The sequence below is a fragment of the Paenibacillus sp. Root444D2 genome (genome assembly GCF_001426375.1).
In the GTDB taxonomy this organism is placed as follows: Bacteria; Bacillota; Bacilli; order Paenibacillales; family NBRC-103111; genus Paenibacillus_E.
On record NZ_LMEO01000045.1, the window covers coordinates 557882 to 584129 of the forward strand.

Annotated in this window: 15 protein-coding genes and 1 pseudogene; all 16 read right to left on the reverse strand. The window is 41.8% G+C overall.

Annotation, left to right across the window (positions count from 1 at the left end):
• Positions 1-8: 8 nt before the first annotated feature.
• A complete protein-coding gene (locus ASD40_RS23965; protein ID WP_057305661.1) occupies positions 9-1121 on the reverse strand; it encodes an extracellular solute-binding protein in 1113 nt (370 codons plus the stop codon).
• A gap of 53 nt (positions 1122-1174) precedes the next feature.
• Positions 1175-1993: an MBL fold metallo-hydrolase gene (locus ASD40_RS23970; protein WP_057305662.1), complete on the reverse strand. Its 819-nt coding sequence runs from the start codon at positions 1991-1993 to the stop codon at positions 1175-1177.
• 20 nt (positions 1994-2013) lie between these two features.
• Complete coding sequence (locus ASD40_RS23975) at positions 2014-3156, reverse strand: GntR family transcriptional regulator (RefSeq protein WP_057305663.1); 1143 nt, start codon at positions 3154-3156, stop codon at positions 2014-2016.
• Between the two features lie 555 nt (positions 3157-3711).
• Complete coding sequence (locus tag ASD40_RS23980; RefSeq protein WP_057305664.1) at positions 3712-5769, reverse strand: methyl-accepting chemotaxis protein; 2058 nt, start codon at positions 5767-5769, stop codon at positions 3712-3714.
• Between the two features lie 17 nt (positions 5770-5786).
• Positions 5787-6710, reverse strand: a complete 924-nt coding sequence (locus tag ASD40_RS23985) for an ABC transporter permease (RefSeq protein ID WP_442952725.1) — start codon at positions 6708-6710, stop codon at positions 5787-5789.
• Between the two features lie 50 nt (positions 6711-6760).
• A complete protein-coding gene (locus ASD40_RS23990; protein WP_057305666.1) occupies positions 6761-8314 on the reverse strand; it encodes a sugar ABC transporter ATP-binding protein in 1554 nt (517 codons plus the stop codon).
• A gap of 106 nt (positions 8315-8420) precedes the next feature.
• Complete coding sequence (locus ASD40_RS23995) at positions 8421-9422, reverse strand: substrate-binding domain-containing protein (RefSeq protein ID WP_235549358.1); 1002 nt, start codon at positions 9420-9422, stop codon at positions 8421-8423.
• 449 nt (positions 9423-9871) lie between these two features.
• Entirely contained in the window at positions 9872-16846 is a 6975-nt protein-coding gene (locus ASD40_RS36175) for a GH32 C-terminal domain-containing protein (RefSeq protein WP_063870829.1), read from the reverse strand.
• Between the two features lie 61 nt (positions 16847-16907).
• Positions 16908-17009, reverse strand: a pseudogene (locus ASD40_RS36625) (ATP-binding cassette domain-containing protein); the annotation flags it as partial.
• A 62-nt stretch (positions 17010-17071) separates the two neighbouring features.
• Positions 17072-18070, reverse strand: a complete 999-nt coding sequence (locus tag ASD40_RS24005; RefSeq protein WP_156390173.1) for a substrate-binding domain-containing protein — start codon at positions 18068-18070, stop codon at positions 17072-17074.
• 194 nt (positions 18071-18264) lie between these two features.
• Positions 18265-18945 carry a hypothetical protein gene (locus ASD40_RS24010; RefSeq protein ID WP_057305668.1) on the reverse strand — a complete coding sequence of 227 codons (681 nt, stop codon included), beginning with the start codon at positions 18943-18945 and terminating at the stop codon, positions 18265-18267.
• A gap of 949 nt (positions 18946-19894) precedes the next feature.
• The gene (locus ASD40_RS24015; protein ID WP_057305669.1) at positions 19895-21673 is read right to left on the reverse strand and encodes a sensor histidine kinase; all 1779 of its coding nucleotides are present in this window, start codon (positions 21671-21673) and stop codon (positions 19895-19897) included.
• Positions 21674-21686: 13 nt separating this feature from the next.
• Positions 21687-23291 (reverse strand): response regulator transcription factor, encoded by a 1605-nt coding sequence (locus tag ASD40_RS24020; RefSeq protein WP_057305670.1) that lies wholly within the window; start codon positions 23289-23291, stop codon positions 21687-21689.
• 38 nt (positions 23292-23329) lie between these two features.
• Positions 23330-24337, reverse strand: coding sequence for a substrate-binding domain-containing protein (locus tag ASD40_RS24025; RefSeq protein ID WP_057305671.1), 1008 nt, complete (start codon positions 24335-24337; stop codon positions 23330-23332).
• An 18-nt stretch (positions 24338-24355) separates the two neighbouring features.
• Positions 24356-24496, reverse strand: a complete 141-nt coding sequence (locus ASD40_RS37435) for a hypothetical protein (RefSeq protein WP_156390174.1) — start codon at positions 24494-24496, stop codon at positions 24356-24358.
• A gap of 116 nt (positions 24497-24612) precedes the next feature.
• A complete protein-coding gene (locus tag ASD40_RS24030; protein WP_057306290.1) occupies positions 24613-26139 on the reverse strand; it encodes a glycoside hydrolase family 32 protein in 1527 nt (508 codons plus the stop codon).
• Positions 26140-26248 lie beyond the last annotated feature (109 nt).

Sequence of the window (26248 nt, forward strand, 5' to 3'; positions counted from 1 at the left end):
ATCAAACCTTATTTCATAATTTCCAATTGAATTTTTTCTACCCATTTCCCAAGATTTCCGGCAACAAATACCCAGTCAAAAGCTATTGGCTTGATTGAAGCATAAAGAGATTGTACATCTTTGTTTGCTTTTGCAACAGCTTTCGTATTCGCAGGCATGGCATTGAATTGTGCGGCAAATTGTCCTTGCACGTCCGCCGAACCGATCCAGTCGATAAACCTTTTTGCCGTTTCCATTTTCTTAGTCCCATTCGCGATGGCCGCTTGTTCTACAATCATTGGTACTCCACTACTTGGACTTACAATTCCCGCTTTAACCCCATATTGTTTCTCTTTTGCCTGCAGAGTGCCTGAAACGACGGCTCCAATCGGGGATTTTCCGTTAACCATATTTTGGTAGAAATCTTCACCTTTAATAGCTGGGACACCGTTGTCATACAACTTCTTGATTTCATCCCAGCCTTGCTTTGAAATTCCATACTCGCCTTTGTCATCTTTGAATTTGGTCAATATGCTTGCCACAATTAACTGCGGCGTAATTTGATCAAGCTGAGTGGGAGTCTCATATTTACCTTTGAACTGCGGATTGCTATACACATCGGACCAATCCTTCGGTTCTGTATCCGCCGTATAAGTCTTTGGATTATAGCCAATCAGAATGGCTTGCTTGACCAAACCGTGGTAATATCCTTCCGTATCGTTCAAGCCTGCCTCAATTTCTCCCGCCCATGCTGGGGCATATTTGGCAAGAACTTTTTCTTTCTTTAAATTTTCATAAAGCATATTGTTCAATCCGTAGATGACGTCCGCAACTGGATTGTTTTTCTCGGCTATCAAGCGATTCGTTAAATTTGCTCCGCCTGCCCCGACAATTTCGATTTCAAATCCAGCGTCTTTCGCCTTCTGGACTAACCAATCGCCTCTGCCATCTGAATTCGCGTTCGTATAAACAATCAACTTTTCATTCTTAACCGGTTCTTTCGATGCAGGTGCAGATGCGGCCGGTGTACTAGTCGGTGCGGTAGTCCCCGCAGTATTACCGTTTGTATTGCCTCCACCGCAGGCAGTTACCGCTAAACACATGATTGATATTAAAGATACGCTTATCATTTTTCTCATCATTTTTTTTGACTCTCCTTTAGGTATAGGTTTTTTTATAAAGACATGGTGAATTTCTAGATGTTAAAAATTAATCCGTCATAGGCCACCACAACCCCGGCGGGTTTGAAAATTTCGTCAAATTCATCGTGAAGCAGTTTGGAATTATGGCTAAAGTGCGTGACGATGATGTGCCCTTCCTCTTTCAATATGTTTTCTTTCCGAAACTCACGCTGGGCCTCCAGCACCGTCTCAATACACATATGATTGCGATCTCGGGAATTTCCCGTGTATCCGTGCGTACAGTCGAGTATAGCACAATCCAGATTTTTCCCCTTTAACCATGCCCAAGTAGCTTCTGGAAACCAGCCCGAATCATGTCCATACAGCAGCTTTTTGCCATCCTTTTCGATCACATACAACAAGCATGTTTCCATACGGTCATGATCCGCCAGGAGCGGTGTAACAAGTGCATCACCTACCTTTATCGTCTCGAATGGGCGCAGCAGGTGAAAAGCAAACCTTTCTCCTTCAAAGCGGCCGATGGCAACACGCGTATGGTACATCACGGCATCATTCCCGTAGATATGCATCGGATGCTGAAGTTCGTGAGCAATTCCCGCTCTCCGGCATTCCAAATCATAAGCATTAAAATGATCGGAGTGCGTATGGGTGACAAGCAGGTGCTCGATAGCGCCCAAATCAATATTGTCGCGAAGCGCCTGCATATAAGAATCTGGCGAATAGTCGAACTTGATTACATCGTCAATGATGGCCGAGGTTCGTGTACGTATGTTTTTTCCTCCAAGCTTCCGAGCTTTGAGGCAATGCTCACAGCGGCAAAATGCATTCGGAAAGCCCTCTGCAGCTGCGGTTCCTAGAAAATGAATTTTCATATAAACTCCTTCTGTCAATCCTAAAGAACGGATTTCCTCTCTACGATCTTCGTTTGAATTTTGATGGTAATCGTTTTCTCATGTGAATGATTTATGCGTTTCATAAGAAGATTAAATGCCGATTGGGCAAGCTGACCGGTATCCTGTCTGACCGTTGTAAGTGGAATCGGCGTTAACGCTGATAACTGGATATCGGAGAACCCAACAATTGAAAGCTTATCTGGGACAGGGATCCCCATACTCAAGGCTGTATATAAGGTTGAAATGGCCACATGATCATCCCCGCACATGAGGGCTGTCATCTGCGGATTTTCCTGAATAAACCGTTCCTGTTCAGGGTCGCTCTCGTTAATACGACTTGGATTGCATGGCACGGTTTTAAAATGAATATATTGGTTCTTGACTGGAATCGCATGATCGAGCAACGCCTGGATATAACCTTGATACCTCTCCTCCCTGCTAGTGATATTATCTATCGAGTTCGTGGTATATCCGATTTCACGGTGCCCCTTCTCGATCAAATATTGGGTCATCTGGTAAGAGCCCTGATAGTGATCGTGATACACGCAATCAATCTGAACCTCACGAAAAATTCGGTCGATAATAACAATCGGAAACTGCTGTAATTTCAATCTCAGCACCTGGTCACTGCATGTCTTGCGCCCTTGGGGAAATAAAACGATGCCGTCTATTCCCCCATCAACAAGTCTCTGCAGGCAACGATCCTCATCATCTTTATCCTTGCTGATTTTCAGAATAAGATCGCAATCGTGTTTTCGTACTTCGATCTCAGCTGCTGCGATAATTTTTGAAGTGTAATCAGATAGATGGGGCACTATGAGAGCTATCTGCTTACTCTTCTTCTCCTCAATTGGAAGCGCTTTACTTTCTGACGGAAGTACTCCGTTGTAAGGCTCTCCATCCCTTGGTCCGGAAAGGAAGGTCCCCCTTCTCGGCAAACGGTACACCAGCCCCTGCTCGACCAACCGTTCCAGTGCCAGCTTACTCGTCATCCGGCTAACACCGAACAACTTCGCAAGCTCTCCTTCCGAAGGGACGGGATCATGCGGTTGAAGCCTGCGGCTCTGGATAATGCCTATGGCCTTATCAGCTATTTGCAGGTACAGTAGACTCGGTTTCTTTGACGCGTGTGCATTTTTCATTACTAGTTATCCCTCGTTTTAATCAAAATCATGAACTGCAGCATTGGCGGTTAGTTCATCATTCCTTTATATGAATAATTTCGGTTCACATACTGCTATGAATCACACGTAGATCAGTGATCTATAGTGAGCTTAATCCATGTCACTGACATATACAATGACATAGGTCATTAAGTTTTTGTAAAATAAGCATTTCGCTTCAAAAATTCTAGATTCATCAACGATCTCTATATCAATTTATATCCATACTTTCATACCATTAAATTTACAAAATCGATACAATTAGATGCTTAAACTGTCTTACACGATGTTGGCCGTCAATCGCATTTATGCGCAACCTATCTGAGAAAAGGGTCAAAAGGTGCGCATCCAATCCATATCATAAAACATAAGGAAACTGAGATGGTATAGAACGATATCATGCAAAAATGAAAAAAAAGCAGTCTGCCTAGCTATTATCAGCTTAGAGCAAACTACCTCATATTTCCGATTATCACACGCATAGTCAATTAGTTCATTGATCTCTGATAAAGTTGGCATTGCAGGCATTGCGCATTACTTGAGCTTAAATGAAGCCACAGATTGTTGTAAGACCTTAGCCATATGGGCTAATTCGCTGGAATAGGAAGCAACTTCTTGGATTGCCGCTGTCTGTTCCTCTGTCGTTGCCGAGATGTGATTGGTTGAACTTGCTGAACTTCCGTATAGATTAGAGACTACCTCCATAATTTCAACCATTTTTTGCATATTCGTTTGAATCCATTTAATTTCATTTGTCATTTCGCCCGCTTGCTCAGAAACCCCTTCAACTAGTTTAAGGATATTAGTAAAGGAGTCTCCTGCTTTCTTCGTAAGCAGCTTCCCTTCTTGAACTGCAGAATCACCATCTTCCATGGCCTTCACTGCTTTCGAGATATCCTCCTGAATCTCCGTTACTAAGGTATCGATTTCCTGATTCGATTGCATCGAATTTTCAGCAAGAAGGCGAATTTCCCGAGAAATCACCGTAAATGTTTTTCCATTTGCTCCTGCTTGAGCAGCAATAACACCCGCATTTAAAGCAAGCATATTTGTTTGTTTTGCAATGGTGGATAGTAATGTCATGATGTGATTGATCTTTTTGGATTTCTCTTCTAATTGGTGGACTATCGCAACCGAATCGGATGAGTTTCGCGAAATCACATTGATTTGATTTACTGCTTCTGCAATATTCTCTTTTCCTTCAATGGCCGTTTGCAGCGCATCCTCTGCTGATTGGCTTGAAAGTTCAATTCGTTGTGTAATTTTTTTGATATTTACAAACATGTCTGTTGTTTCTTCAAAAGCTTCATCAGTTAATGAAAGTTGTGTATGTGTACTACTCGCTACTTCTTGAATCAATTGTGCAATTTCTTCTGTTGCTTTCGCTGATTGTTCCGCATTATCGGACAAAAGAACAGAAGTTTCTGATGCGCTTTTCGCACCTTCAGCAACTTGCAATAAAATGGTCTTCATGTTACTTGCCATTGTATTTAGATTTGTGCCCATTTGGCCAAATTCATCGATCGTTTTTATAGGTATAGTTTGAGTTAAATCCCCGTTTGACATCGATTGAGAAAGTATATTTACTTTCTTAATGTTATTGGTAATGTATAAACTGTAGAAATAAATTACCATGATAATAAAACAAATCAACACAATTATAATCATAAGCGAAATGATAAAATAATCGTTTAGCTTTTGGTAAAGCTCGTCCTGCGAAATAACGATTGCCAGTTTCCAAAATGTATCTGGAACCGTCTGATAATAAACTTTATTGGAACCCCCTTCGTCGCTAAAAATGGCATTTCCATTGTTATTCGACAGTATTTCTTTGCCAATTTGCGCCAAGCTTACATTAGGGTCATTCAAGATTTGATGATTCATTGCATTCTGGTTATCTTTATTAGCAATAAAGTTCCCATTTTGATCCAACAAAAATGCCCATCCATTTTTCCCAACATGAATGTCCGAAATTTTCTGCTGTAAGTTGGTTAAATTGATGTTGGCTGTAACGACCCCTTGAAATTTATTATTGTTATAAAACGGAACTGCCGTTGTTAATATCATAGCGCCAGAGGTTTTATCATAAAATGGATCCGTCCATACCATGGTTTCCTTTGTATTTTTACCAAGCAGATACCACTCTTTTTCGGGATAATTATATTCTTTCGTATCATAATCATTGGAAAATAAAATGCGACCGTTATCCCGGTAGGCATAGGAGCTGTAATATTGCAAATAATTTTTATATTGATAGGGCTCATACCAAATCCCAACTCCAAAGGTATCCGGGTTAGTGGACAACAAACCTTGAATAATTTGAAAATATTTACCTTTATCAATCTTGTCACCTACAGGTTCAATCGTGCGTGCTAAGCTTTCAGGTATTTTACTGTGCGCTGTTAATATGGTTTGCATATTGTTGATCGTTGCGTTTAATTGATATGCCATTTTATCTTGGATTTCCGCATTGATAATTTGTTTAGAATAGCTGTAACTTAACGCAGACAACACAAACATAGATAAAATTAACCATGGTAGAATCGTGACTAATGTGCGGGTACGTATGCTCTTGAAATGAAATTTCACCATAGTAACAGCCCTTCCTCTTACTTATCGCTGCGAAGACGATCCAATAGCACCGCAAGTACGATAACAACACCTGTAATAACGGTTTGCCAAAAGAAGCTAACATTTAAAAGTGTCAATCCATTTCTAATTACGCCCAAGATTAACACACCAATGATGGTCATCTGAATTCGGCCAATTCCCCCCGCTAGGCTCGTTCCGCCGAGAACAACAGCAGCAATAGCATCAAGCTCGGCCATGCTTCCAGCATTCGGCTGACCGGAAATTAAACGCCCTGCAAGAACTACGCCAGCTAATCCCGCACATAAACCACTTATGGCATACACATTAATTAATGTCTTTTCAACCTTAATACCTGTTAATCTCGCTGCCTCTTCATTACCGCCAATCGCATAAATATGTCTGCCAAACATCGTATATTTAAGTACGATAAACATCACCATATAGACAATGAGCATAATGTATATGGGTGTTGGAACCGATAGGATCTTCCCTGATCCAATAAACTTAAACGGTTCTGATGCCAGTATGGTAGGTAATCCCCCGCTAATCACAAAAGCAGCACCTCTTATATAAGTCATACTGCCTAATGTAACAATAAAGGATGGAAGTTTGGTTCTTGCAGTCAGGAAACCATTGATCCAACCAGCTGCATATCCCACCGCAATCCCAGCGAACATGGCAATAAAAGGGTTAATTCCTTGTTTTGAAAGTAATACGGAAATAACGCCCGAAAGTGCGATGGTAGATCCCACAGATAAATCAATCCCGCCAGTCAGAATAACTAATGTCATACCCGCCGCAAGAATTCCGTTAACGGATGATTGTTTTAATATATTAAGAATATTGCCCGTATCCGTGAAATTAGGTGCAAAAATGGCTAGTATGATACAAATAGCAACTAACACAATTAACATGCCTAGTTGGTTCCAAATTTTCCCCATAGATAATCCAACATTATGTTTTTTATTAACGATTGCTTCCATTCCAGCGCTCATTTGATCTCCCCCGTTGCATAATACATGATCTTTTCTTGTGTCGCGTCTTCACGTTGTAAGTTTGCCCGTAATTTACCCTCATGCATAACAAGTATACGATCACTCAGCGCTAGTATTTCTGGCAGTTCAGAGGAAATGACTAACACAGCAAGACCGTTTTTGGCTAATTTACAAATAACTTTATGAATTTCAGTTTTGGCGCCAATGTCGACACCTCTCGTCGGTTCATCTAACAAAAGCACTTTGGGCTGGATGGATAACCAACGTGCAAGCAGCGCTTTTTGCTGATTTCCTCCGCTTAAGCTGACCACCTTTTGTTCTTTGTTTGCCGTTTTAATGCCTAGTTCTCTTATATACATGTCAGCTTCATTGCTTATTTGCGACCAATCTAAGAGGGCTGCTTTTCGATATTTATACATTTCAGCCATCATAATATTTTCTTTGACAGACATATTCAGGAATAATCCTTGTTCTTTACGACTTTCCGGAACATGAGCAATACCATATCGTATAGCATCCTCAGGAGAAGAGATTTTCACCGGTTGACCGTTAATCAGAATTTCACCTGATGATATTTCCGATAAACCAAAGATAGCTCTGACTAATTCAGTTCTTCCTGCCCCTACTAATCCTGAAATCCCAACAATTTCTCCTGAATGCACCTCTAGCGAAATATCCTTTACATTTTTGTTATCAGATAAACCTCTAACCTCTAAAACCGGGGTTTTATCTTTAATCCAAATCGTATGTGAAGGCGGTTTTTGAAATAAGTCGGTTAATTCACGGCCAACCATTGTCTTAACTAGATGCTCCGGATTGGTTTCGGCGATAGGAATCGTTGTAATCCACTCTCCATCACGCAAAATGGTACAGCGATCAGAAATTTTAAAAATTTCATCCATACGATGTGAAATGTAAACAATCGCGACACCTTTTTGCTTTAATTCATTAATAATAATAAACAACTTATCTATTTCTTTGTGGGTTAATGAAGCTGTTGGTTCATCCATCACTAGAACTTCTGCTTCTATAGATAAGGCTCTTGCGATTTCCACCATTTGTTGTTGGGCGACACTTAAGGTTGAGACATATGATCTAGGATCTAGATCAGATCCGATTGATTTTAATAGGAAATGGGCTCGTTCGTGAACTTTCTTCCAGTCCACCATACCGAACTTATTTTTCGGGAATTTGGTTCCCATTAATACGTTTTCACCTATGGTTATATTCGGAGAAAGATTCAGCTCTTGATGAATGACACTAATGCCTTTCTCACGCGCTTCCATCGCATTATGCCATGTGATCGATTTGCCTCGATACATAATCTCGCCGTTATCTGGACGGTATATCCCTGCCATAATCTTCATAAGCGTCGACTTACCTGCGCCGTTCTCTCCCATTAAAGCATGGACTTCACCTTTATGCAGATCGATATTTATGTTTTTTAATACGGTAACCCCTGAGAAAGACTTGGAGATCGCTCGCATGCTTAACGCTATTGTTGATTCAGAGGAAATGTTTTTTTCAACTTCCGCTTGCACAGCTTCCATGTTCTCACTCCAACTCATTTAATAATTAATATCATTTATTGAAAATTGAATGAATACGATGTGGCACCCGGGTAGAGAGTAACCACATCGCAAGAATAATTCGGTACTACCAGCCTTTATAGTCTTTAACGTTTTCTGTCGTAATGAAGTCAGTTGGAAGTTTAATTAATGGTTCCACTTTTTCACCAGCAAGAACTTTAAATGCCGTTTCAACCGCAATGGTAATCATATTAAAAGGATTTTGTGCTGAGCTTCCAACATAGCTTTTGTTTTCTTTCAGTGTAGTCACAGCATCCGGAGATCCATCCACCCCAACAATAAACATTTCCTTGTCTCGACCGGCTTGCTCTGCAGCAATTTTTGCGCCAATACCTGATGGATCATTAATAGCAAATACCGCGTCGATTTGTCCTTTACCGTTTGCTTGTAAAATGGTCTCCATCTTAGCAAGCGATGTTTCACGATTACCGTTACCATTTTGATTAGCAACTATTTTAATTCCCGGAGCTGCTTTGAGAGCTTCATTAAATCCGGCAATGCGGTCTGTTACAGCGGATACCGGCGGTCCATCTAATACAGCAATATTTCCTTTTCCGTTTAACCGTTTAACCAAATATTCACCTGCGATTCTTCCCGCTTGAACGTTATCGGAAGTTACACTCGCATTAACGCCGCCTTCAGAAATCGTGTCTACTGAAATAATTGGGATACCTGCTGCTTTAGCTTGACCAACTGCTGCCGCAATACCTTTGGTATCTACGGAACTTAGAATAATCATACTTACTTTTTTAGTAATAAAATCTTCGATTTGAGCGGTTTGTGTAGCCAAATTATCTTCTGCACTAACTGCAATAACTTCACCGCCATGTTTCTTAGCAGCTTCAGCTGCACCTTTGGACATCGCTACGAAGAAAGGATTGCTTAAATTTTGTACGGTCAAACCGATAACCACTTTTTTTCCTGGTGTCGGATCTGCTGCCTTAGCAGCTTTAGTTGTTTCTGCTGGCGCCCCAGTAGCTGCTGCGGGTTTTGTTTCCACTGCTTTACCACAAGCAGTAAGTGCAAATACGAAAATTAGTAACAACAAAATCTTCATGTTTTTCATCATTTTCAATTTCCTCCAAATTTTTATCATTTTTTAACGATATGTTTGGTGCTAAATCCCCCAAGTGAAGATAGGCATAAAGACTTTATTCACTTACCTAAAAGAATCCTCACCTCCCTTAAAGAATGGATGTTTGTTTTCTGTGTCTTCATAATACCTGTGATAAATACAAAAAATAATAGAAAATTTTCTCGCAACTGTTGAAAATTTTCTATTATCTTCATTCAGATATGAAAAAACCTCTATCAAGGCCATTCAAAGATGAGCGACCGCTATTCTGCCCCGCAAAGTGACGATAATCTTCGAAGCAAAGTCCGATTACTTTGTGGGGACCCCGGCGGAGGTAGGTTTTATCGCCGAAAGTAGGTTTCGCTAAACAAAATAGCCCTGGCCTGTTATGACAGGCTAGGGCTATTTCTTGTTTCACACCGTCACATTCGTCTTGGCTGCGATCATTCCAGTATCAATAATCGGTAAAGCACTACAGCCGTCTCAGCCCTCGTCGTATGATCGAATGGATGAATCTTCCCATTGTTTCCTTCAATAATATGGGATTTCACAAGAGAAGAAACACTGTCAATGGCATATGACGAAATATCATTACTATCCTGGAATACATTCAAATCCGATTTTGTACCTTTGGCTGCATTGCGTTTCGCTGCAGCCATCGCTCTATTCAGCATAACTATCATATCCTGTCTTGTAATGGAAGCATTCGGGTTAACGTGACTTCCATCTATGCCATTGGTAATACCCAGCTTTTTGGCGATGCTGACCGCTTCATAATAATAATCATCAGATTTAACATCATCAAAGTCGGAATCCACTTGGGCCGTTAATTCAAGTGCGCGTACAAGCAGCAGAATAAAGTCTGCCCTTGTAATATCCTCTTGCGGAGCAAAAGCTGTCTCTGTTGTGCCTTGAATAATGCCTTTGGATGCAAGGAGTTCGACCTGCTTTTTAGCCCAAGCATAATCATTAAGATCTTCAAAGGACTTATTCACGTAAGCAATTGCATAATAGCTGAAATGGATCGTTTTAAAGATCATTTCACCCGTTGCTTTATTAAATTTGGCATTTGGAACAGGCGCGATGCTGCCGGATGGATCCAGATACCAGACAACTAAATGATCTGTATGGTTCATTTCTTCTGCTGTAGGCGTGTAATTGATAGCTACCTGTACAGGAGCATCCGCATTACGCCATGGAATAACTTTACCATTCAAAGTGGCAATTAATTCAAGAACCGGTCTTGTTCCGATTTCAGATTGTTTGCCATTACCAGCTGCATCACGATCAGCAAGGGTCATACTTAATACAATGTTGTCATTCTCTTTGAACGAGCCTTTGGTAAACATCTGACTCGATAAAGTCATGCTGCCTATTGGACTACGAATTTCAAATTGTCGATTAGCATGATCACTCGATAAGAACGCAGATGGTATCTCGATGCTATACCCTTTAACATCATCCGCCTTGTCCAATTCGATTGTAATTTTTTTGGTGCCTTTCGCGTCAACCCTTGCGGCATCCAACGCTTTATTCAGCGCCTCTTTCGAAGCTTTACCCACAGCAATTTTATTAATTACGCTTGTCGGAACAACAAGTCGGTCCTGGTTGTTAGGCGTTGTACCCGCTCCTGTAGTTAGCGGGGGCTCCGGCGCAGGATCTGGGTCTGAATCAGCTTCATTTGATTGTAAAACAGTAACAGAAGCTGTTGTCACATGTCCTTTATACGCAGCTGTAATCAAGGTTTGACCCGGTCGCTTCCCATATACGATGCCGGCAGCATTCACAATGGCTACAGAAGGATCAGAGCTTTTGAAGACTGCTTGGTCTGTAACCATTTGTTTGCTTGTTAGATCGCCATATCCATATACCGTTAATGGCATACCCTGCAAACCTCCATACACGATTCCCGTTACAGAGTTGCTTGCATCTTGAATGGCACCGCCATATACCGCTTGGCTTACAGTTTGAGTCATTGAACTTAAAACAAGAGCCGATACAACTGTTTTGTGGGTTCCATTCGTTTCAAGCGTATAGCTTCTTTTATCCATTTGAAGCTTTTTGATCGACCTATCTGCCCAAATGCTGTCAAGCTGATAAATACTTAAAGAGTTGACGTTCACTTCCCCATTTTCTGCATAAAGCTCAAGGCCCTTACTCTTCGAATCAGGGAATATTTGATCTGTGAAAACTTTTCTTCCATCATTCGCAAACACTTCAAGGGTATCCTCATCTACGAAGATATGAAGTTTAATTTTGTTATTTTCCGGAATGAGAGGAGCTTCTTGTCGGACAGGGACAATATCACTTACGTCAGGCCCTCCAGAATGTGTACGGTCCACAAACACTTTTTGACTTGATGTGTCATACCCGATCACTGTCTCCTGAGAGTTGGACTTACGAACCTTGAATCCAAATTCCGATGCATCCTGAATACCGAATTCTGCGACAATTTCCATTGTACTTCCATATACGGCTTGCAATACATTGTTATCCTGCCCAACTTGGAAATTGGTCCAATGCAGAACCGGCTTTCTTAATTGTTCCAGCTGCTGAACCGGCTCCTGAATCAGACGGATTCCATCTCTTGTCGTCTTAAGCTCAATCGTACGCGGAATGCTCATTCCACCCCGCCAAGTACTTGTAGGCGTATTGCTCGCATATCTCCAGTTATTCATCCAGCCGAGCCATACGGGTCTTCCTTGCTCATCCCGAATATTGCTCCATGTTACTGCTGCATAGAAATCTGAACCATAGTCAATCCAATTGGATTGATCAGAAGTTGGCCGTTCATCCGGTGTAAAAGTTTTGCCATCGAACGTGCCGACAAAATACATCATACCCGATCCTTTGCCAGGAGGCTGAGGGTCGACATCTCTTCTGTTTCCGTTACCGTCACCGGTGCTAATGATCATAACCCATTTCTTCTTGGTTGGATCTCCATCGACGGGCAATTCGATCAAATCAGGACATTCATAGATGCCGAAATGTGAGCCAAGACCGTCAGAGCCAAATGAGCTTTCATAATTCCATTGTTTTAAATTTGTCGATGAATAGAACTCAATGTGATGACCAACTGCTAATTGCATGATCCATTTGTGAGTATCCTCATGCCAGAATACTTTAGGATCCCTGAAATCCGGCGCAGTTCCGTTAGGTTCCCTGAAATCCGCTGCAGCATCTGGCAACAGGACTGGATTTCCATCATATTTGATCCAGGTTCTGCCTTTATCCTTACTGTAAGCAATACTCTGCACCTGTTTCGCCCCATTTTGAGTATAGAACGCTACCAGACCTGATCCATCTTCATTAAAGAATCCAGATGTGTTATTCGCATCGTATACAGCACCACCAGAGAAAATAGCACCGTGCTCATCAGGCGCCAAAGCTACTGGAAGCTCTTCCCAATGTGTAAGATCTTTACTTACTGCATGCCCCCAATGCATCTTATCGAAGGCAGGAAATGTGGAGAATAGAGTATGCTGGAAAAACAGATGGTACTCTCCATCAAAATAGACCATACCGTTCGGATCATTCATCCAATTTTTCTCAGGTGTAAAATGGAACTGTGGTCTGTATTGTTCTAAGTATTTTTCACGCGGAACACTCAGTTGAAAATCATCTACACTCATATATCCGAAAATCCCTGAAGTTTTATTGTCTACAACTTTAAAATATACTTCTTCCCCCAGGTAAGCTGATGCATCCCATGTAACATCCTGAAATATGTCTGAGTCCGATCCCGTGGCTCTAAACAGTTCCATATGATCAGAAGATCTGACTAGGGCTACATGCAGCTGATCAGCATCCTTGCCTCCAGCGACCAAAAAGCTCAGAATACCAGTCCCTGTTAATTGGAATACTTTTGATGACAATGTACCTATCAAGGCAGGGTTACTCGCTTTATTCCCGTTCACATAATACGTTCCATAGTTTCCATTCCCGGGTAAATTTGAGACAGAATCTGCGAATGCTTCACCTTCCATCGTCCACCCAGACAAATCGCCAGTTTCAAAATCAGGGTTCTCCAATTGTGAAACAGCATTCACCGTTACAAAGCGATCCAGATTGAGATGTCCCCATCCGGCAATTGTTTGATCCACAATGCGGAAATACAGTTCTTCACCGGCATACGGGGTAGCGTCAAAAACATGCTCTGAATATTGTTCATCACTATTGCCTGTAGTCGTGAAAAGAATCTCGCCTGTTCGATCCCTTACTAGCGCAACGTATAAGTTATCGATATCCGAACCGCCGCCCATCAGGAAAGTTAATCTTCCCGATGTAGGGATATTCTTATCGCCCGAAGCGATGAAATGGCTGGATTCCATAACTCCCTTTCTGCCGTCTCCACCGCCTTGAAAGCCCCAGAGATGATACAGTCCATTGTGCTTAAATGGCTTTGTTCCCCAGAATTTATCCTGCGTTGTTACCGTATTATCAAAAGCGTTACCCTCAACGATCTTCCAACCTCGTAAGTCTCCGCTCTCGAAATCGCCATTCATAATTTCATGAGACACATAGTAGTTGAAATCATCGACATTAATATGACCTGTCGCCACGTTGTCGACTATATTGAAATAAAGCTCTTCGTTTATAAATTGCGAAGCATCCCAACTTACGGTTTGATAACTCAGAGAGTTGTGACCTGTTGCTCTAAACAATTCTTTATGGTCGGAAGCTCGAACTAATGACACATAAAGATGGTCAACGTCTATATCTCCGCTAATTTTAAAATTAACAGTCCCTGTCCCGGCCAGCCTGAATGTACTGGAAGTTAAAGTGCCTGTCGCTTCGTTATTTCCAATAACATGATATTTGCGCTGATGCCCGTAGGCATTTCCCGCAGAATCAGTGTCATGATCAGAAACTGAAAATGCGTTGCCACCTACTGTCCATCCAGATAAATCTCCTTTTTCAAAATCTTCATTATTCATCACATAAGAAGGAGAACCTGTATTGCGAACATGGAAATCGTCGACATTCAAATGTCCTGTTAGGCTATTGTCCATAACTTTCAAATACACCTTTTGCCCTAAGTAAGCTTTGGCATCCCAAATGATACGGCGAAGAGATTCTGGGTTTACAGCACCATTTGCCGGCGTCTCACTGAATAGGATTGAATCGTCTTCCGCTTTTATTAACGCAACGTAAAGGTTACTCGGATCATGTTGACCGCTTAACATAAAGTTAATTTCACCGTTGCCGCCAAGTTTAAAGACTGACGATTGGAGAGAGCCTGTTCTTGCATTCGCATTATCCGAACCGGCGCCAGCTAAGCCTTGAATGTAGAAATTGCCTATTTGGTTGATTGGGTCTTCACCCGACATTGTCTCAGCTGAAACAGTTCCTGTAAAAGCATCACCTGCAGCTTGCCAGCCCTCTAAAGTGCCTGTTTCGAAGCTTGGATTCAAAATATCGGCTGGATCGTTGTTGAATACATGAATATCGTCAAGGTTAACATGCTGCCATCCGCCGCCAGGCACGCTATCCACTGCTTTCAGATACACTTCCTCACCTATAAATGCAGAAGCATCCCACATAACTCGATCGTACCCCTCAGAGCCTGCATGAGCTGTATGCGTGGATTTGATCAGTTCTTTCCCGTCAGAAGCACGAATTAGCGCAACATACTCCGTTTGGGGGAAATTACCTCCGCCTAGCATAAAATTAATTTCACCATTCCCACCTAGCACAAACGTGCTTGATTGGATACTGCCTTCCTTCCAATCGTCACCCCAGAAGTGATACTCACCGACTTTATTAATCGGGTCAGGATGCCAGTAATTTACTTCAGAAGTGACTCGACCAGGTGCCTCAGTGCTCGTAACAGTCCAACCCGTCAAGTCGCCCGTTTCGAAGTCAGGATTCACAATGTCATGAGGCAGATTATAAACATGGATATCGTCAATATTCACGTGCTGCCATCCGCCTGCTGCTATCTGGTCCACAAGCATTAAATAGACTTGCTCACCTAGGTAAGCCGAAGCATCCCAAGTCACTCTTGCATACGCCTCAGAATCTGCAAATTGTGTATTATTTGCTCTCATCAGTTCCGTATTGTCAGAAGCACGCATTAAAGCAACATACTGCGTATCGAGATCTCCGCCACCCATCATGAAATTAATCTCGCCAGTTCCACCAAGGACAAACACACTGGATTTGATAGATCCTTGCTTCATGTCATCGCCCCAAAAATGGAACTGACCTGTCTTATTAATCGGAATTCCATACCAATAATTTACGGTTGACGAAACTTGACCGGGCGCTTCTCCGGATACAACGGTCCATCCTGTTAAGTCGCCTGTTTCGAAGTCAGGGTTCACAACGTTATGAATGGTATTATATACGTGGAAATCATCAACATTGATGTGTCCTTGACCCAGATCAACAGCTTTCAAGTAGACCACTTCGCCTAGATGAGCGGAAGCATCCCATATCACTCTTTTCATGGATTCGGGACCGTCACCTAGAGAAGAACCGGTTGCTCTGTATAATTCTGTATCATCGGACTCTCTGACAAGAGCAACATAAGTATGATCCATATCATTCGATCCGCTGATAAGAAAGTTTACTTCGCCTGTACCTTCTAGCTTGAATGAGGTAGACTGCAGAGAACCTGACTTCGCTTCTGCACTTCCGGCATCACCGGTCAAGCCGGTTACAAATTTTTTTCCTTTTTGATAATAAGAGGTTTGATCCTCACCATAAGCTACCGCGTTTGAGACTGAAAAAGCATCGCCCTTAGCGTTCCAACCACTCAAGTCTCCCGTTTCGAAGCCTGGATTCTCAATACTATTCGTTACATTGTATACATGGAAATCGTCCACATTAATGTGCTGAGTTGTGCTATTGTCCACAACTTCAATATAGAGATCTTCTCCTATGTAATCTTGAGCTTGCCAATTCACTCGTACATATCTCTCAAATTGATCCGGCAATGCGAACCCCGCGCTTTTAAACAAGATTGTTTGATCAGAAGCGCGAACGAGAGAGACATACAAATTGTCGACATCATTGCCTCCGCCGACCAAGAAGTTAACCTCACCATTCCCGGAAAGCCTGAACGTGCTCGATTTCAACGTTCCTGTTCTTGAATCTGAGATGTTATTGCTGCTATTGCTGGGATCTACTGCCTCCGGATTCCATCCCCAAGCATGATAAGTCCCGTTCTGTTTAAAAGGATGGTCTCCCCAAAAATGCTGGGTAGATGAGGGCAGATCGCTAAATGCATTCCCCGTTGTCATCCATCCTGATAGGTCGCCAGCTTCAAAATCAGGATTTTCAATTGTGACAGGATATTGTAAAGCATTCGCGGCTGTTGATATTCCACTAAAAGAAACAACATTAGAAAATAACATAAAACTAGCTAAACCTAACGCAACATTACTTTTTAACTTTCGGGCGCTAATCGCCATTTTTGTAACCCCTTTCATAAAATTATGGATCGATTGTTTTAAATATCCTACAGGAGCATACCTAGGTTTCAGCACCTCCCTTCGATACATGAATTACGCCGTCTTCCGGACGGTATATCCCTTCCAAAATCTTCATAAACGTCGACTTACCGGCGCCGTTCTCTCCCCTTAAAGCACGATGTGGTACCCGCTAGCAGGTACCACATCGGTAATAATGACTCCAAATTACCAGCCTTTATAGTCTTTTACGTTTTCTGTAGTAATGAAATCAGTTGGAAGTTTAATTAATGGTTCCACTTTTTCACCAGCAAGAACTTTAAATGCCGTTTCAACCGCAATGGTAATCATATTAAACGGATTTTGTGCTGAGCTTCCAACATAGCTCTTGTTTTCTTTCAGTGTAGTCACAGCATCCGGAGATCCATCCACCCCAACGATAAACATTTCCTTGTCTCGACCGGCTTGTTCTGCTGCGATTTTAGCGCCAATACCTGTTGGATCATTAATAGCAAATACCGCATCGATTTGTCCTTTACCGTTTGCTTGCAGGATGGTTTCCATCTTCGCCAGCGATGTTTCACGGTTGCCGTTACCATTTTGATTAGCAACGATTTTAATACCTGGAGCTGTTTTGAGAGCTTCATTAAATCCTGCAATGCGGTCTGTTACAGCGGATACCGGCGGTCCATCCAATACGGCAATATTTCCTTTTCCGTTCAACCGTTTAACCAAATATTCACCTGCGATTCTTCCTGCTTGAACGTTATCGGAAGTTACACTCGCATTAACGCCACCTTCAGAAATTGTATCGACAGAAATAATGGGGATACCTGCCGCTTTAGCTTGACCCACTGCTGCTGCAATACCTTTGGTATCTACGGAACTCAGAATAATCATACTTACTTTTTTAGTAATAAAATCTTCGATTTGAGCGGTTTGTGTAGCCAAATTATCTTCTGCACTAACGGCGATAACTTCACCACCGTGTTTCTTAGCAGCTTCAGCTGCACCTTTGGACATCGCTACGAAGAAAGGATTGCTTAAATTTTGTACGGTCAAACCGATAACTACTTTTTTCTTTGGTGCCGGATCTGCTGCTTTAGCTGCGCTAGCCGTTTCTGCTGGCGCCCCAGTTGCTGCTGCAGGTTTTGTTTCCACTGCTTTACCACAAGCAGTAAGTGCAAATACAACAAATAGTAACAACAAAATCTTCACGTTTTTCATGTTCAATTTCCTCCGAATTTTTATAATTTATGTTTGTTTCTCCGTGCCTTCATCATACCTTCGATCAAAACTAAAAATAATAGAAAATCTTCTCGCAACAGTTGAAATTTTTCTATTAAGCTGTTCAGTTGGGTCGAATGACTTTCCACCGGAAGCTGTTCCGACTGCTGAAATTTTTTCGGGGAATTGCGTTATTAAACCCTATTGCTGCGGTACCGCCTTATTGGACCACTAGTTCTGACATCAGGCATCACTTTGCCTTTTTCAACTAGAGACTTAAGATATTTTAGTGCAGTATTTCTGTGGATTCCAACTGCTTGAGCTATCGTAATCGGGGAATAAGCCCCTGTCTTATTTTCGATAAATTTGAAAATAGCAAGTTCCGTTGGAGACAAAGGCGGTTCAATTATATTTGATTCAATCCCCCACTTCGCTAACGCATGCATCATCTGTTGTTGGCAGCGGCGAGGCTGCTCCAGTATGCTATGCAATGAAAAGCGAAGCACCTTCCAATCGTCAATTACAAGGTCATTCTGGCGGAACCGGTCATCTGAAAATTTATACGAATCCGCGTTATGACCATGTGTTCCCTTATCGTCTACTTCGATGCAAATTTTGATGACTGGCGATGGTTTGGCCAAATCCAGGTATCTGAAGCCGTCTTTATAATCGATCACTTCGTACTCAGCAAGCCAATCGTCAAAACTCCCGACAGCGGGCCAAAACACATGGATAATGAATTTCTTTAGTGAAAAACTCAGGCCCTTTTGCAGCCGCTTACGCCTTTCCCCTGTGCACGACTCGATTTGAAATGCCACCCACTTTTCGTATGCAGTACGAAGCTGCAGATTCATTTCACCGTTTATTTTTTCCATCTTCTTCTCCACCTTTAGGAAATAAAATAGCCGCTTGCTCCGGAAAAGAATTTCCGGAGCAAGCGGCGTGTACTTCACGACCTGATAATGGATAATTTACTTCAAGTTAAGCAAAATTACAATAGTATTTTTGAAAGAAGCACAATTTTTGTGCGCTAGCGCCCGATCGCGACGGATCTGCAGACCTTGCGCACAATTTTTGTGCGCTAGCGCCCGGYGGCGACSGATCTGCAGACCTTGCGCACAATTTTTGTGCGCTAGCGTCCGGTGGCGACGGATCTGCAGACCTTGCGCACAATTTTTGTGCGCTAGCRCCCGATCGCGACGGATCTGCAGACCTTGCGCACAATTTTTGTSCGCTAGCGCCCGATCGCGACGGATCTGCAGACCTTGCGCACAATTTTTGTGCGCTAGCGCCCGRTSGCGACGGATCTGCAGACCTTGCGCACAATTTTTGTGCGCTAGCGYCCGATCGCGACGGATCTGCAGACCTTGCGCACAATTTTTGTGCGCTAGCGYCYGGTGTCGACCGATCTGCAGACCTTGCGCACAATTTTTGTGCGCTAGCGCCCGACCACGACGGATCTTCAGACCTTGCGCACAATTTTTGTGCGCTAGCGTCCAGTGTCGACCGATCTGCAGACCTTGCGCACAATTTTTGTGCGCTAGCGCCCGATCGCGACCGATCTGCTGACCTTGCGCACAATTTTTGTGCGCTAGCGTCCGGTGCCGACCGATCTGCAGACCTTGCGCACAATTTTTGTGCGCTAGCGTCCGGTGGCGACGGATCTGCAGACCTTGCGCACAACTTTTGTGCGCTAGCGTCCGGTGCCGACCGATCTGCAGACCTTGCGCACAATTTTTGTGCGCTAGCGCCCGATCGCGACSGATCTGCAGACCTTGCGCACAATTTTTGTGCGCTAGCGTCCGATCGCGACGGATCTCACTTCTATTCTATGACTGGCAGCCAAATATTGACGGTAGTTCCTTTCCCTAATTCACTCTCGAAATGCAGCCCATACGGATCGCCAAAATGGAGCTTGATTCTTTGATCCACATTTTGCACGCCGATACCACTACCTTTCGCAGACGTACAATCTTTTTGGTATATGTTATGGATCTCCTCCGGAGACATTCCAATTCCATTATCGATGACCTGAAGAAGAATACGGTCCCCCTTACGTATACCAGTTATTTGAATATGACCTTTCCCCGCATTATTTCTTATTCCGTGATAAATGGCATTTTCTACCAGAGGCTGTAAAATAATCTTGATCAGCTTATAGGAAAGAATACTCTTATCCACATTGATTTCAAAATCCAATTTAGATTTATACCGCATTTCCTGGATCGTCAAATAGTTTTTGATATGCTCAATTTCGTTAAAAATAGAAAGGAATTCTTGTCCTTTACTAATGCTTAAACGGAATAACTTTGCTAAGGAAGCTGTCATAAGGATAACCTCTTTCGACTTTCCAGTCTCAGCCATCCATATAATCGAATCCAACGTATTATAAAGAAAATGAGGATTAATCTGAGCTTGTAACACCTGCAACTCGCTCTTTCTTTTCAACTCCTGTTCCTTCATATTTTGCAGCATCAGTTCTTTGATCTCTGTCGTCATTCGATTAAATCGATTACTTAAATGCCCGATTTCATTGGAGCTTTGAATATCAACCTGAATGTCGAAATTCCCCTTCTCTACCTCTTTCATCGAACTTTCAAGATGTTTAATGGGCCTTGAAATACGCAAGGATAGAATGATTGAGAGCAGCACTGCGATAATAAGAAATGCAATACCTCCAAAAAAAGTATAAGTTTGCAACTCATTCTTATTGGAGACTAATTCGTCCACATAAGTGACCCCGACAATTTTCCATCCGGTGCTTTGTGATGTTTTAATCGTATACATCCGGCTATTTTTACCTTCTGAAGTGACAAAGCTGCTGCCAGGAGTACGCATAACTTGAGAGATCAATTCAATTTTCTGATTGTTATTAATCATTTGCTGCTCCGGGTGATAAACAATGTTTCCGTTTGCATCCAGAATGAAGACATAACCCCTATTTCCAAGTTTAATCTTGTTACAAATATCGTTGATGACACTATAGTTCAAGTCTACAAGCAGAACGCCAAGCTTTTCATCCCCGACATCACTACTCAGTTCACGACTTAAGGATATCACTGAATTATAGTCGTTAAGAATCATATTTTGTACATGTGTAGAAGAGATAACGACTTTCCCCTTCGCTTCAATTGCCTTCTTATACCAGCTTTGTTCCGTTGGATCCACTTGTGGATTTAGTTTAATCTTTTCATTGTAAGGGATAATCTGCCCATTTGTACCAAATATTAGAATCGATGAAATATCTTTTCTTGTATTCAACACGGTATTCAGTTGGAAGGATATTTTCTGTTTCAAATCTTCCTTGCCGATTGCACCAAGATATACCTGCTTCAAGAGGTACTCTTTGATATCATAATTGGAAAGAACCATTCGTGAAATGTTGTCCATATAATTGATGTAACTATCTATATTCGAGCTTACTTGTCCCATAAGCTGATACGTATAGTCGCGCGAATTTTTTTTAACGGCATCTGTGGAAAGATTATAAGACATCCATGCAATCACCATAATTGTGACCACGATTAAGCATGAGAAAGCGACAGCAATGGTTGACTGGATACTTTTGAAACGGAAAAAGTGTTTGATTCGATTCCTTACCATGTTTAGGCCCCTTTTACACCATTCTGCGATACATTGTCGGGGTCATACCCGTCGCTTTTTTGAAAATCAAATTGAAATAATGGGGGTCCACATAGCCTATTCGGTCCGCGATTTCGTAAGTCTTCAAATCCGTACATTTAAGCAATTCCTTCGCCTTTTCCACACGAATCCGGGTCAGATAACTTATAAAAGTTTCTCCGGTATGGTTTTTAAAAATAAGGCTAAAATAACTTGTGCTTAGAACCAGATACTTACAAACCATATCCATGGACATATTCGCATCCGCATAATTTTCTTTCACATATCCTTCCGCCTTCAAAGCTTGAATCTTGCAAGCATTGTTTCTTGTTTCAAGAATGGAACCCGTGGTATGAAAACAATAATTTTTCAGCCAATCTTCAACTTCATCCAGTGTTTTTAACCCGTAAATTTCGGTCAATGGGCTTGAAGACATGCTCTGAAGTGTTTCACGAATCTCAAGTTCATCTAAAAGATCCAAAATCGAGACGATGATTTGCTGTATATGAATATAACAACGATCCATTGGCAGATAGGATTCCTTCAGATTTTCAATGATTTTCTCTACGATCACTTCGATTTCCTGCTGCGTGCCTGACTTTAAGCAAGTGACGAGCTTTCTTTCCCAATGCTTATCGTAAGGAATGCTCTCACTCGATCCCCCTTCAATGTCGCCGATATGTATGATCCGATTCTTTCCAAGAAAAAAACGATAATCAAGAGCAAGTGAAGCCCTTTTATGAGAATAATGAATTTTATTTAGTGATGAGCAAATATCTCCTACACCAATGGACACAGTAAACTTCAGATACTCTCTTACTGATAGGTTGATTTCTTCAAAAATTCCCACTGCCTCTTCACGCAGCGTTTCCACATTCTCGCCAGAAAGTATGACAATTGTTTTTTCATTATTGTTTTGGAACACAATTCCGTTCTTTTTTCTTGAAATAATTTCCCCGGCAATATTACACACGGCAAAATAAAGCAGTTCGCTCTCGCTTTCTGGATAAAATCTTTGAAGTTCCCCATGATCATCTACATCAATGACTGCGACCACATAATGGCTTCCGGGTAAATCAATATCCAAATAGACAAGCTTATCCTCAAGCTTGCTTTCTCGTAGATCTCCGGTAACCAACTGATTCAAGAAGCGCTCTCTTACGAGAGGCAAACTCTCTCTAAGCTGCTGCTTAAGCTTGCTTAAATCCTCCACCTTACGATTCTCATCATCAAGATCCGCCTTTACTTTGGAGAGGATCTGACGTAATTCATCAGCTGTATTCGGCTTTAGGATATAATCATGCACCTTCAACTTCACGGCTTGCTGAGCATATTCAAATTCATCGTAGCCCGTAAGAATAATGATTTTGGTCTGAGGATAATGTTCAAAGAGATAGCGTGACACTTCTAAACCATCCATCAAAGGCATGTTAATATCCGTTAAAACCACATCGGGTTGAAGCTGTTCGAGGGCCTGAAGCACCTCACGGCCATTTTCAAAGTCGCCAACCACCTCAAATCCCAACTCATTCCAGTTTAGACTATCTCGTATTCCTTCTCTTACGTTGTCTTCATCATCCGCAATGATAATCTTATACATACATTTCACCACTAGGCTTTCGAATTTTTCAAAAAATATTACCAACCTTTGTAGGTTTCAACATTATCTTGAGTAATCAAGTCAACTGGAATTTTAATTAACGATTCTACCTTTTCGCCTTTTAGAACTTTAAAGCCTTCATCCATTGCCAATTTAATCATTTCAAATGGATACTGTGCTGAGGTTGCAACAAAGCTTTTCTTTTCTTTAAGCGCATTAATGGCATCTGGCGCTCCATCTACACCAACAATAAACATTTCTTTGTCGCGACCTGCTTGTTCAACAGCAATTTTAGCACCAACTCCAGAAGGATCATTAGTTGCAAATACAACGTCAATCTTTCCTTTTCCTTTGACTTGCAAAATGGTTTCCATCAATGTAACCGATGTTTCACGGTTGCCATACCCATTTTGATTAGCAACTACCCTAATTCCTGGAGTAGCTTTAATTGCTTCTTCAAATCCAGCGATACGTTCTGTTACAGCAGATACAGGAGGACCATCAATGACAACAACATTTCCTTTTCCATTTAAGCGCTTAACAATATATTCCCCAGCTAATTTTCCAGCAAGAAAGTTATCTGAGGTTACAACCGTGTTCACGCCTCCATCTGCACCTACGTCAACTGCAATGACGGGGATTCCCGCCGCTCTAGCTTGACTAACAGCACCTGCTATACCTTTGGAATCTACAGCATTTAGAAGAATCACACTTACTTTTTTTGTAATAAAGTCCTCAATTTGAGCTGTCTGCTTAGCCAAATCACCTTCTGCACTTACTATGATTACATTAGCACCATGCAGCATAGCACCAGCAGTGGCGCCTTTGGACATCGCAACGAAGAATGGATTACTTAAATTTTGTAAAGTAAATCCTACCACTACTTCATTCTCTTTTTTTGCCGTTACTGCTTTTTCTGTTGTCAAAGGTACAACCGTTTCTTCAGATGTTTTTGAAGGTTCCGTTATTTTACTTGAAGAGCACGCGGTAAGTGCAACCAAAGCAAAGGCAATTAATATAAACGATAATACTTTAATACTTTTCATATTAGACTATCCCCTAGTTTATGGCTGTAGAAATAAATAACAATCACAACGAGCAAACCAACCAAATAATGATATAATCTTGGATTTTCTGCTGCGCAAGCTGCGTGCAACCGAGTTCGGGCGATAATCAAGCTCTTTCATCGCTCTAATGCTGGTCATTCGCTTTTCCCCATTAGTTTTTGGATTTTGAAATACGTAAACGTTTACGTAATCGATTAATTACATTGTAAGCGCGACCAACCACTAGTGTCAATACCTCCCACGCGGTGCTTTTTTTATTGCCCAAATCCAGAGGATTTGAAATGCTTGATTACAACATTTTTAAAGATCGCGGTGCCGCCTTCTGAAAAAAGGGTCATTCCTTGATCGTTTAATTCCGGGAAAATTTCATTGGAAAAAACGATGGTTCCATCATCCATGAAGACTTCAATACTTGTTTTATCGACAAGAATCTTTAAGTGAACGTGCTTCTTGCTCACATCAAAGGGTGCCCTGCTTTCAACATATTTTCCACTCTTGTCGGGCTGACCTGTAAAAGCTCTATTGACATAAGAGTACCTGCCTTCTGCAAAAACACCTACATCTACATGGCGGTTTTTGTCTGTTGATTCTCGAAGCCTTAATCCTACACTCTTGATCTCTGACCAGGATATATCTGTCTCTAGCTGGTAAGCATCGCCTGTTATATGAAGAGTTTTAGAGCCATTAACCTCTATTTGTTTCAACGAATCCGTTGTATATGTCAATTGATTCAATGCTTCAATGGGTTGTGAAACCAAACGATACATACCGCCATCATGTTTTAAGTTAATTTGACGAACAATCGAATCCATTCCGTTAAAGCCCTCTTGCACTGTTGGCGTATTATGCGGATAATCCCAATTATTCATCCAAGCCAAAGCATACCGATGATTGTATTTATCGCTGTCTTTTCCTTCTTCAAACGTGACAGCACCATACCAATCAAAGCCGTAATCTAACCACTGAGGGTCACTTTGATCAGGGAAAAACTCCTTTCCATTAAAATGTCCAGTCCAATAGGCGTAAGTGTTTGGTTTACCTGTCGATTTACCATTTGCACTGACACCAAGAACCCATTTCATTGTTCCGTCATCCGCTCTCACCAGATAAAGATCAGGGCACTCTACAATTCCGATATTTTCAGTTAAAAAGCCGCTAGTATAGTGCCAATCTTTTAAATTCTGCGACTCATAGAAACCAATTTTCGTTCCTTCCGCCAAAGCCATTACCCATTTATTCATCTGATGATCCCAGATGATTTTGGGATCTCTAAAATCTTTTGTGCCCGGATTCGGCATAATGGGGTCTTCACTATAAAAAGTAAATGTTTTTCCTTTGTCCGTGCTGTACCACAGATATTGTTCCTGCTTCCCTCCTTCTGTAGACGGCTGTGTGACTATCGCCACAAGAGCACCTTTTCCAAAGCCTGCTGAATTGGTATCATCCACGACGACTGATCCCGACCATGGATCACCATTTTTATTCGTATATTTAGGAATGGCCACCCCTTCATCTTTCCAGTGTACCAAATCCGTTGATGTCGCATGCCGCCATTCGGTTCCATTTCCGTTTGGATAATCATGATTATAGAGATAATAGTAATGGTACTTTCCATCCAAATATATCGGCCGCTGAGGGTCGTTTTTCCATTTGTCGGGAGTAGTGAAATGATAGCTAGCTCGATACGTTGGCATAACGGAATCGATGGTTTTGTTCTTCTTATCGCTTTCTGAATAATGAACCACTAATCCTATCGTCATCAAAATAATGAAACCTATCATAACTACACCTATTCGTTTTGCTGTTTTCTTAAGATTTGTTGTATAGTTCAAACTGACACCTCCTCGCTGAACTGCTGTTTATTGCTTTTTGTAAAAAAGAAAACGCCGA

Excerpts from the sequence above, each read along its gene's own strand:
- ASD40_RS23965 (WP_057305661.1), bottom strand. The coding sequence starts at position 1,121 with ATGATGAGAAAAATGATAAGCGTATCTTTAATATCAATCATGTGTTTA.
- ASD40_RS23970 (WP_057305662.1), bottom strand. The coding sequence starts at position 1,993 with ATGAAAATTCATTTTCTAGGAACCGCAGCTGCAGAGGGCTTTCCGAAT.
- ASD40_RS23975 (WP_057305663.1), bottom strand. The coding sequence starts at position 3,156 with ATGAAAAATGCACACGCGTCAAAGAAACCGAGTCTACTGTACCTGCAA.
- ASD40_RS23980 (WP_057305664.1), bottom strand. The coding sequence starts at position 5,769 with ATGGTGAAATTTCATTTCAAGAGCATACGTACCCGCACATTAGTCACG.
- ASD40_RS23985 (WP_442952725.1), bottom strand. The coding sequence starts at position 6,710 with ATGGGGAAAATTTGGAACCAACTAGGCATGTTAATTGTGTTAGTTGCT.
- ASD40_RS23990 (WP_057305666.1), bottom strand. The coding sequence starts at position 8,314 with ATGGAAGCTGTGCAAGCGGAAGTTGAAAAAAACATTTCCTCTGAATCA.
- ASD40_RS23995 (WP_235549358.1), bottom strand. The coding sequence starts at position 9,422 with ATGATGAAAAACATGAAGATTTTGTTGTTACTAATTTTCGTATTTGCA.
- ASD40_RS36175 (WP_063870829.1), bottom strand. The coding sequence starts at position 16,846 with ATGGCGATTAGCGCCCGAAAGTTAAAAAGTAATGTTGCGTTAGGTTTA.
- ASD40_RS24005 (WP_156390173.1), bottom strand. The coding sequence starts at position 18,070 with ATGAAAAACGTGAAGATTTTGTTGTTACTATTTGTTGTATTTGCACTT.
- ASD40_RS24010 (WP_057305668.1), bottom strand. The coding sequence starts at position 18,945 with ATGGAAAAAATAAACGGTGAAATGAATCTGCAGCTTCGTACTGCATAC.
- ASD40_RS24015 (WP_057305669.1), bottom strand. The coding sequence starts at position 21,673 with ATGGTAAGGAATCGAATCAAACACTTTTTCCGTTTCAAAAGTATCCAG.
- ASD40_RS24020 (WP_057305670.1), bottom strand. The coding sequence starts at position 23,291 with ATGTATAAGATTATCATTGCGGATGATGAAGACAACGTAAGAGAAGGA.
- ASD40_RS24025 (WP_057305671.1), bottom strand. The coding sequence starts at position 24,337 with ATGAAAAGTATTAAAGTATTATCGTTTATATTAATTGCCTTTGCTTTG.
- ASD40_RS37435 (WP_156390174.1), bottom strand. The coding sequence starts at position 24,496 with ATGACCAGCATTAGAGCGATGAAAGAGCTTGATTATCGCCCGAACTCG.
- ASD40_RS24030 (WP_057306290.1), bottom strand. The coding sequence starts at position 26,139 with ATGATAGGTTTCATTATTTTGATGACGATAGGATTAGTGGTTCATTAT.